The 9,373-nt window shown below is 66.6% G+C and carries 11 protein-coding genes; 6 read left to right on the forward strand and 5 right to left on the reverse strand.

Annotated elements, in window-relative coordinates:
* Both WA317_RS02375 and nadA read right to left on the reverse strand, forming a co-directional pair.
* The coding region (locus WA317_RS02375) for an FAD-dependent oxidoreductase (protein WP_425171511.1) at positions 1-208 on the reverse strand (208 nt) is incomplete at its 3' end.
* The gene (gene nadA / locus WA317_RS02380; RefSeq protein ID WP_425171512.1) at positions 205-1,266 is read right to left on the reverse strand and encodes a quinolinate synthase NadA; all 1,062 of its coding nucleotides are present in this window, start codon (positions 1,264-1,266) and stop codon (positions 205-207) included. The genes nadA and WA317_RS02375, both read right to left, overlap by 4 nt.
* Positions 1,267-1,311: 45 nt before the next feature.
* Here nadA and WA317_RS02385 point away from each other — a divergent pair, with 45 nt between their 5' ends.
* Positions 1,312-2,079, forward strand: a complete 768-nt coding sequence (locus tag WA317_RS02385) for an NUDIX hydrolase (RefSeq protein WP_425171513.1) — start codon at positions 1,312-1,314, stop codon at positions 2,077-2,079.
* A gap of 14 nt (positions 2,080-2,093) precedes the next feature.
* Complete coding sequence (locus tag WA317_RS02390) at positions 2,094-3,431, forward strand: lipase family protein (RefSeq protein WP_425171514.1); 1,338 nt, start codon at positions 2,094-2,096, stop codon at positions 3,429-3,431.
* Here WA317_RS02390 and WA317_RS02395 read toward each other — a convergent pair.
* From WA317_RS02395 to bioB, 3 genes are read right to left on the reverse strand one after another with little or no spacing between them, the layout of a single operon-like run.
* Complete coding sequence (locus WA317_RS02395) at positions 3,376-4,017, reverse strand: DUF2567 domain-containing protein (protein WP_425171515.1); 642 nt, start codon at positions 4,015-4,017, stop codon at positions 3,376-3,378. The two genes, WA317_RS02390 and WA317_RS02395, sit on opposite strands and share 56 nt — an antisense overlap.
* On the reverse strand, positions 4,014-4,262 hold the full coding sequence (locus WA317_RS02400) for a hypothetical protein (RefSeq protein ID WP_425171516.1): 249 nt from the start codon (positions 4,260-4,262) through the stop codon (positions 4,014-4,016). Before WA317_RS02400 ends, WA317_RS02395 begins: the two co-directional genes overlap by 4 nt.
* A 14-nt stretch (positions 4,263-4,276) precedes the next feature.
* The gene (gene bioB, locus WA317_RS02405) at positions 4,277-5,323 is read right to left on the reverse strand and encodes a biotin synthase BioB (protein ID WP_425171517.1); all 1,047 of its coding nucleotides are present in this window, start codon (positions 5,321-5,323) and stop codon (positions 4,277-4,279) included.
* A gap of 190 nt (positions 5,324-5,513) precedes the next feature.
* On the opposite strand from bioB, the gene WA317_RS02410 reads away from it, so the two are divergent.
* The 4 genes from WA317_RS02410 to WA317_RS02425 form a co-directional block, all read left to right on the forward strand.
* Entirely contained in the window at positions 5,514-5,681 is a 168-nt protein-coding gene (locus WA317_RS02410; RefSeq protein ID WP_425171518.1) for a hypothetical protein, read from the forward strand.
* Positions 5,682-5,887: 206 nt separating this feature from the next.
* Positions 5,888-7,642 carry a hypothetical protein gene (locus WA317_RS02415; protein WP_425171521.1) on the forward strand — a complete coding sequence of 585 codons (1,755 nt, stop codon included), beginning with the start codon at positions 5,888-5,890 and terminating at the stop codon, positions 7,640-7,642.
* Positions 7,639-8,013: a hypothetical protein gene (locus tag WA317_RS02420; protein ID WP_425171519.1), complete on the forward strand. Its 375-nt coding sequence runs from the start codon at positions 7,639-7,641 to the stop codon at positions 8,011-8,013. Before WA317_RS02415 ends, WA317_RS02420 begins: the two co-directional genes overlap by 4 nt.
* Positions 8,010-9,373, forward strand: a 1,364-nt coding sequence (locus WA317_RS02425; RefSeq protein WP_425171520.1) for a hypothetical protein, incomplete at its 3' end; no start/stop codon positions are given. The genes WA317_RS02420 and WA317_RS02425, both read left to right, overlap by 4 nt.

A 9,373-nucleotide genomic window follows, 5' to 3' on the forward strand; every position in this document is an offset into this window, starting at 1 on the left:
CTACCGAGTCGTCGTTGTGCGGCAGCACCACCGCGATGCCGCCCTGTGCGTAATATGTCGCCGTCATCCCGGGCCGACGGTCCGCCTTGCTCAGCACCACCACGCGGCGGCCGGCGCGATGGGCGGCCAGACCCGCCGCCAGCCCGGCAACCCCGGTGCCCACGACGACGACGTCAGCCCGCTGCTGCCAGGCGCAGGTCCCGGTCATTCCCCGCCGCCGGACTGCCCGATACCTATCATCCGCTGCACACTGCGCCGGGCCAGCGAAGCTGTCCCGGCGTCCACATTCACCTCGTCGGCGCTGTCGATAAGGCAGCGCAGCAACGCGGCCGGGGTGATCATCTTCATGTATCTGCACGACGCCCGGTCGTTGACCGCGCGGAAGTCAACACCCGGTGCAGCGCGGCGCAATTGGTAGAGCATGCCGACCTCGGTGGCGACCAGCACCTGGCGGGCGCGGGTCTCGTGCGCAGCAGTCAGCATGCCGCCGGTGGACAGGATCTTGACCCGGTCGGCCGGGAAGGCTCCTTCGCCGGCGAGATACAGCGCCGAAGTGGCGCAGCCGCATTCGGGGTGCACATACAGTTCGGCGTCCGGGTGGCTGCGGGCCTGTTCGGTGAGTTCGTCGCCGTTGATGCCGGCGTGGACGTGGCATTCACCGGCCCAGATGTGCATGTTCGCCCGCCCGGTGACGCGACGAACGTGTGCACCGAGGAACTGGTCGGGGCAGAACAGTATTTCGCGGTCGGCGTCGATCGATGCGACGACGTCGACGGCGTTCGACGATGTGCAGCAAACGTCGGTGAGCGCCTTCACCGCGGCGGTGGTGTTGACATAGGAGACGACGACGGCGTCGGGGTGCTCGTCTTTCCACTCCCGCAGCTCGTCGGCGGTGATCGAGTCGGCCAGTGAGCAGCCGGCCCGCTGGTCGGGGATCAGCACCGTCTTGTGCGGGCTGAGGATCTTGGCGGTCTCGGCCATGAAATGCACCCCGCAGAACACGATGGTGTCCTCCGGCGCGTCGGCGGCCACCCGGGAGAGCGCCAGCGAGTCTCCGACATGATCGGCGACGTCCTGGATGGCCGGCAGCTGGTAGTTGTGCGCCAGGATTGTCGCGTTGCGCAGCTTGGCCAGCCGGCGGACCTCGGCGGCCCACTGCCCGTCGCCGTCGACACCGGCGTAGCCGGACGGCGAGTTGGTGATGCCGGCGGCGAGGTCGGTCTGGAGGTCGTCGGCCCCCGGGTGCGTGCGATTGAGGACCGTCATGGCCGCTCCTTCCGCGCCAGGGGTTTTCGACTTACAATCGAAAACATGACTCATAGTAGCACCGCCCATGAAGTGCTCGCTGTCGTGTTCCAGGTTCGCGCACCTCAACCCGGATCCAAATCGTCGAAGCCGCAGCTCAGTGTGCTGCTGTGGGAACGCGCCCGAGATCCGCAGCGCGGCGCGTGGTCGCTGCCAGGCGGGCGGCTGCGTCATGACGAAGACATGACCAGTTCGGTTCGACGTCAACTCGCCGAAAAGGTCGACCTGCGCGAGCTTGCTCACCTGGAACAGCTCGCCGTGTTCTCCGACCCCGACCGGGTGCCGGGCCCACGGATGATCGCGTCGACTTTTCTCGGCCTGGTGCCCTACCCCGCCACACCGGAGCTACCGCCGGACACCCGTTGGCATCCGGTGAACACGCTGCCGCCGATGGCCTTCGACCACGCCCCGATGATCGCCTACGCCCGGGCCCGGCTGGTCGCCAAGATGTCGTACACCAACATCGGGTTCGCGCTGGCTCCAAAAGATTTCGCCCTGTCTACGCTGCGCGACATCTACGGTGCGGCGCTGGGATACCAGGTCGATACCACCAACCTGCAGCGCGTGCTGGCCCGGCGCCGGGTGATCACCCAGACCGGAACCATCGCGCAGTCCGGCCGCAGCGGAGGGCGTCCGGCGGCGCTGTACCGATTCACCGACTCGCAGCTACGAATCACCGACGAATTCGCCGCCTTACGCCCGCCCGGCACGGCTGAATCCTCCCGGTATCCCGTCCGCACGGGCGTGCCGATTGGCTTGTCAACGGTGCCTTAAGGGACAATGCGGCGATGGACTTTGGCAGCCTGGCGAGCACAGCGGGTGCGGAATGGATTGGGCGGCCGTCACACGAGGAGCTGAAGACTGATGCGCGGCCCGCGTTGCCGTCGGACGACCCGTTCTACCAGCCGCCGGCCGGCTTCCGGCACGCCGTTCCGGGCACGGTGCTGCGCTCCCGCGACGTCGAGCTGGCGTTTCTCGGGCTGATCCGGCAGCGGACAGCAGCGATCCAATTGCTCTACCGGACGAACGACATGAACGGCCTGCCCCAGGCGACGGTGACGACGGTGATCGTCCCGACGCACATGACCCCGAAGCGCCCGTGCCCGGTGCTGTCGTATCAGTGCGCCATCGACTCCGTAACTTCCCGCTGTTTTCCTTCCTATGCGCTGCGACGTAACGCCAGGGCGATCGGCTCCCTGGCACAACTGGAGTATTTGCTGATCGCCGCCGCCGTCGCGGAAGGCTGGGCCGTCTCGATACCCGACCACGAAGGTCCCGACGGGATGTGGGGCGCGCCGTACGAACCTGGGTACTGCACCCTGGACGGAATCCGCGCCGCGCTGAGTTCTGAGCGCCTCGAATTGTCCGCATCGGCGCCGGTGGCGTTGTGGGGCTACTCCGGGGGCGGGCTGGCTAGCGCGTGGGCCGCCGAGCTCTGCGCCGACTACGCACCCGAACTCGACATTGTCGGCGCGGTGCTCGGTTCTCCCGTGGGCGATCTGGGCCATACCTTCCGCCGGCTCAACGGCAGCTTCTTGTCCGGCTTGCCCGCGATGGTCGTGGCCGCGCTGTCACAGATCTACCCGGATCTGGATCGGGTGATCAAGGAGCACACCAATGAAGAAGGCCGGACCCTGCTCAAGCACCTGGAGCGAATGACGACTGGGATCGCGGTGCTACGAATGGCGAAGAAGGACATGGCCGACTACCTCGACCGGCCGCTGGAAGAGATCCTCACCATGCCGGAGGTCCAGTACATCTTCGACAACATTAAGCTCGGCACGACCGTACCGACCCCGCCGGTGTTGATCATCCAAGCCGTTCACGACTATTTGATCTCCGTCGATGACATCGACAACCTCGCCGACGAGTACTCGGGCGGCGGAGCCGCCGTCACCTATCACCGGGATGCGTTCAACGAGCACCTGTTGCTGCATCCGCTGTCCGCGCCAATGGCCTTGCGGTGGTTGCAGGACCGGTTCGCCCGCCGACCGCTGACCGATCACCTGATCCGGACGACCTGGCCGACGATGTTCAATCCGGCCACCTACATCGGGATGGTCCGGCTGCTCAGGATCGCAGCGCGCGTTGTGACCGGCCGACCGATTCAGCGGCGCCCTCTTTAGGCCGCTCTGATGTACTGCCCAGGTCGTCGTGCGGGGAAGCCGCGGCCAACAGGCCGTACACCAGCGCGGCGGTCGCAGCCGGCAACAGCACGGTGCACGCGACCTGCAGCGCGGTGTGGCCGAACAGCACCGGCGGCGCCTCGACGAAGTAATGGAACGGATCCTTGTGCGTGACCGGCGCCTGGTTGATGTCCAGGACGCCATAGCGCAGCCGCACCAGCAGCGCGCCCACCGGCGCACCGACCGCGGCGGCAACGATCACACCGATCGAGAGCCCGATGACCATCGCCGGCCCGCGGTGAGCTTGCCATTGCCACGCCAGCACCGGCGCCACTACCGCGAGCAGGGTCAGCAGTCCCAGCATCAGGGCCGCGGCGACGAAGAAGTTGTCCGACTCGTCGCCCAGATAGTCGTGCACCCGCTCGCCGCTGTGGGTCAGTGCCACCACCCCGTGAATGGGCGGCGCGATCAGCGCCCACCCGCCGCCGATCAGCAGACCCATCAGTAACGGACCCGCGACCACGGCCAGCACGGCTCGCCTGCTGGAGGTGCGCGGCGCGGCGGCGAGTTGCGCCGGCGCGGTCAACACCGCTCCTCGAGGTCGGTTGAGTCGACCACCCCATGCCGCGAGCACTTCGCCCACCAGCCGTCGGGCCGGACCTGGACCACCATGCGGCGCCCGCATGCCGCGCAGAAGCGGGGCGGCTCAAGACCGAGCTGCGCCGCGGCCGGAACAGGGGTGTTGGTGCCGCCTGCCGGATGGCCGGTGCCGGTGCCGGTGTAGACGTTGTATTCGCCCGCACCGACCGGGGCGGGCAGGTCGGAAATCATCGGCCGCCAGTCTTCTACAGGGTTGCGTTGAGCGCTTTGATCGGCATCTGCAGCTCGTCGAGCAGCTGCAGATCCGCTTCGGCGGGCCGGCCTAGTGTAGTGAGGTAATTGCCGACGATCACCGCGTTGATGCCGCCGAGGATGCCTTGTTTGGCGCCCAAGTCGCCGAGGGTGATCTCCCGGCCACCGGCGAACCGCAGCAGCGTGCGCGGTAGCGCCAGCCGAAACGCCGCCACCGCTTTCAGCGCTTCGCTGGCAGGCAACACCTCCAGGTGACCGAACGGGGTGCCCGGGCGGGGGTTGAGGAAGTTCAGCGGCACCTCGTCGGGACCCAGCTCAGCGAGGTTCGCGGCGAATTCCGCCCGCTGTTCGATGGTCTCGCCCATGCCCAGGATGCCGCCGCAGCACACTTCCATGCCGGCGTCGCGCACCATCGACAGCGTGTCCCAACGCTCCTCCCACGTGTGGGTGGTGACGACGCCGGGGAAGAACGACTTGGCCGTCTCGAGATTGTGGTTGTAGCGGTGCACGCCCATCGCCGAAAGCCGCTCCACCTGCTCGGCGTTCAGCATGCCCAGCGAGCAGGCGATGTTGATGTCGACTTCGTTGCGGATCGCCTCGATACCTGCCGCGACCTGGGCCAGCAGCCTCTCGTCGGGCCCCCGTACCGCGGCCACGATGCAGAATTCGGTCGCGCCCGTCTTCGCGGTCTGCTTGGCCGCCTCGACCAGGCTGGGGATGTCGAGCCAGGCGCTGCGCACCGGCGAGGCGAACAATCCCGACTGCGAACAGAAATGACAGTCTTCCGGGCAGCCACCGGTCTTGAGGCTGATGATGCCCTCGACCTCGACGTCGGGACCGCACCAAGCCATCCGCACCTCGTGCGCGAGCCCCAGCAGCTCCTCGAGCCGGTCGTCGGGCAGTTGCAGCACCTGCAGCACCTGGTCCTGAATCAGACCCTCGCCTCGTTGCAGCACCCGCTCGCGTGCTAGTGCCAGAATGTCGGTGCGTTGAAAAACGACGCCGCCGTCGGTGGTCGGCCGAGTCGCCGCTTGAGTCACCAGGCCCCCCTTGTCATCGACGTGTTCGAGCGGGCTGTCGCCGCTGAAGAACGGTGTTCAGGTTAGGCCATGCGGCTCGTACCGAACCAAACGAGGTGCGGTTGTGGTGCTTGGAAGACGTCGAATTTGGTTATCCTGCCGGCACCGGCTACCCCCAGCCGGAACCCGCACCGTCCGGAGCGCAAAGACCATGACTGATCCGCACGTGCAGTACCTGGCTCACCACTGGCTCATCCTGGCCGGTCCGGCGTTTCTGCCGGCAATCGTCGTCGTCGGCGTCGTGCTGTACGTCGCTGTGAAAGACCGGCGCAACGCTGATTCGCCAGAACATGCGCCGGCTGACGACAAGCCGGATTGAACTGATATCAATTGGGGCATATTCGGCCTCAGAAGCCACTGGATCGATAGCGTACTTTGCTATAAGTTAGCTTTGAGTGAACAAGTGTTCTTTATCGGTGCGAGCCTTATAGGGAGGTGTCAACGGTGGTGTTGGCGGTTGTAGCGGAGTCGCCGCCGGCGCGTGGAGCCGGCCTGGGCCAGGTGATCGGTCTCTCGATCGCGGCCATGATCATCGGTGCGTTCATGCTGTATGTCGGCTGGGCGCACCGCACGCATCGGATCTCTTGGCTGACCACGGTGACCGACAAGATGGGCGAGAAGTTCAACCGCCCATCCTGGGTGGCCTTGCCGGTCGCGGTGTTCACCACGTCGATCATCTGTGCCCTGTTCGGCTTCATCTGGGACGTCAGCTGGCACATCGGCAATGGCCGCGACCCGGGCCCGCTGGCCAACCCCGCCCACTACTTCATCATCATCGGCCTGTTCGGCATCTTCCTCGCCGGCATGTTGGCCATCGTGATCCCGTTCGACAAGCCGGGGCCGGCGGCGGTACGCATCACGCGTAACTGGTATGCACCCGTCGGCGGCGTGCTGATGGCCGGCTGCGGCTTCTACGCATTGACCGGGTTCCCGCTGGACGACATCTGGCACCGCGTCTTCGGCCAGGACGTCACCCTGTGGGGGCCCACCCATCTGATGATGATCGGCGGCGCCAACTTCTCGCTTTTCGCGACTCTGATGCTGGAGTACGAAAGCAGGCGCGCAATGCCGGATGCGTCTCCTGACAAGTGGTTCGTCAAAGCAATGCGCTATCTGTCCCTTGGCGGATTGTTCATCGGCATGTCGGTCTACCAGATCGAATTCGACTTCGGTGTGCCGCAGTTCCGGCTGGTGTTCCAGCCGATGCTGATCGCCGCGGCGGCAGCGATCGCGGCCGTCGTCGCCCGCATGACGATGGGCAAAGGCGCGGCGATCATCGCAGCCCTGTTCGCGATTGTGCTGCGCGGTTCGGTGGCTTTGATCGTCGGACCCATCCTGGGTGCCCCGATCAACTGGTTCCCGCTCTACCTGGGCCCGGCGCTGGTGGTTGAGTTGATCGCCCTAATACCGCTGTTCCGGCGGCCGATCCTGTTCGGCGCGGTCGCCGGCCTGGGCATCGGCACCGTCGGACTGTGGCTGGAGTCGCTGTGGATCGGCGCGGTGTACCACTATCCGTGGCCGACGCCGCTGTGGCGCGAAGCGCTGCCGACGGCGGTCCCGGTGGCCATTCTGGCCGGGGTGTGCGCGGCGATGTTCGGCATGGTCCTGACCACCCAGCGCCTGCCGGGCAAGGCGTTCGGCATCACCGCGGTGGCGCTGACGGTGCTCGTGATTGGCGGAACGGTCGCCAACGGGCTGCACATCTCCGTGCCGCAAAAGGACACCGCGACCGTCAAGCTCGCCGACCTGCCCAGCAAGCCGGGGCAGCACATGGTGTCGGCCGATGTGCAGATCAACCCTCCGACGCTGGTGAGCGCCCACCCGGACTGGCTGACGATCCTGTCCTGGCAGGGCAAGATGCAGAATGATCGTGGTCTGCAGATCGACCGGCTCAAAAAAGTCGGGCCGGGGCACTACGTGTCCACTCAGCCGATCCCGGTGTGGGGTGACTGGAAGACGTTGCTGCGTGTCAACGACGGCAGGACGCTGACCGCATTGCCGATCTGGGCCCCGGCCGACGCGGCGATTCCGGTGCCGGAGATTCCGGCGCAGGCGGTCAGCACCAAGCCGTTCGTCCTCGAGGTCACGATCCTGCAGCGCGAACGCGACCCGGGCGTCCCGGCGTGGTTGTTCACCGCCGGCGGAATCGTGGTGCTGGTCTTCACCCTGACCGTCATCACCGCGCTGACCTGGGGCGCCGGCCGGATCAACGCAGCTGACTTCGCGCCCAGGCAGCCGGAGGAGCAGGCACTAGATCGTTCCCCACCGCGGGCGGCGTGACTTTGGGGAGTGCGCTTCGCAGCGGGCTTGTCCCGGCTGTGGCGGTGACGCTGGCCTGCGGCCTGGTCGGTTGCGGCGGTTCGGCGAACAAGCCTGCGGCGGGCAACCTCACCGTTGCGGTGACGATCGCCAAGGGGCGGGTGACCCCGGTCAACGCCATCCTGCAGGCCAGGATCAACCAGCCGATCACGTTCCGGGTGACCAGCGACGCCGCCGACGAACTGCACGTCCACTCGGTGCCTGATCACGAGTTCAAGATCGCCGCCGCGCCGAACCAGACGTTCCAGTTCAGCGTCGACGTGCCGGGCAACGTGGACGTCGAACTGCACCATCTGGATCGCACTGTCGCCACGATCCAAGTGCGTTCGTGAGCGACAGTGGCACCGTAGTCGTTCTCGCGCACGGGCTGGGTGGGTCAGGTGACCTCCCGGTGCCCTACGCCTACGCCATGATCGGCGCCGCGTGGGCGCTGACGTTCACCTTCGCCCTGGTCGCGTTCGCCTGGCGCTGGCCGCGTTTCGATCCGCTCAAGCCGGGCCGGCCGCTGCCGGCCGGGTTGACCCGCTTTGTGGACGCCCACACAACCCGCTGGACAATCGCCGCGGTAGCGCTGGTTTTCGCGCTGTGGGTGCTGATTGCAGGACTATGGGGTCCGCAGACGCAGAAGAATGCCCTGCTCGGGGCGTTCTACGTGCTGCTGTGGGTCGGTTTGGTGGCGTTGTCGCTGCTCTTCGGGCCGGTGTGGCGGGTGATCTCGCCGGTGCGCACGGTGTATCTGCTGCTTCGACGGATCACACCGCAGCGGTTGCACCGGACCCGGCTCAGATATCCGGAAGGCTGGGGGTATCGCCCGGCGGCGGTGGGCTTGTTCGCCTTCGTGTGGATGGAACTGGCCAGCCCCAACTCGGCGTCGCTGCCGTGGGTCAAGGCATGGCTGCTGGTCTACGTTGTGGTGTTGTTGGGCGGAGCCTGGCTGTGCGGGCAGCGTTGGTTGGCCCGCGTCGACCCGTTCGGGGTGTACAGCATGGCGGTTTCCCGGCTTTCCCCGTTTCGCCGTAATCCGGACAGCGGACAGATTGTGTTCGGGAACCCGTTCGATCACCTGCCGTCGCTGCCAGTGCGGCCGGGCGTGGTCGCGGTGCTGTCGGTGCTACTCGGATCGACGGCGTTCGACAGCTACTCGTCCTCACCGACCTGGCGCAGCTTCGCCGACGGGATCGGCCGCACCGCGCACGGGGTGCCCGCGGCGGTATTGTCGTCCGCGCTGCGCACCGTCGGATTACTGGTCTTCATTTCCGTCGTGGCGCTGACGTTTTCATTGGCCGCGCGCGCGACCGGGGGTGTCGACCGCGAGCAGCGCAGTTCGCTGCCCGGTGAGATGGCGCATTCGTTGATCCCGATCGTGGTGGGTTACATCTTCGCCCACTACTTGTCGTACCTGGTGGAGCGGGGCCAGCAGGCCGTGATCGCGCTCGGCGATCCGCTCGGCCGGGGCTGGAACCTGCTCGGACTGAGCCACCTCCACGTCGCCTACGTGCTGTCGATGCATCCGCCGATCCTCGCCGGCATCAAAGTGGCTTGTGTGGTCACCGGGCACATCGTGGCCGTGATCGCAGCGCACGACAAGGCGTTGCGCCTGCTGCCCAAGGGTTACCAGCTCACCGGCCAGCTGACCATGATGCTGGTCATGGTCGGCTACACCTTCACCGGGTTGTATCTGCTGTTCGGTGG

It is taken from the genome of Mycobacterium sp. (assembly GCF_049802695.1).
Lineage (GTDB): Bacteria > Actinomycetota > Actinomycetes > Mycobacteriales > Mycobacteriaceae > Mycobacterium.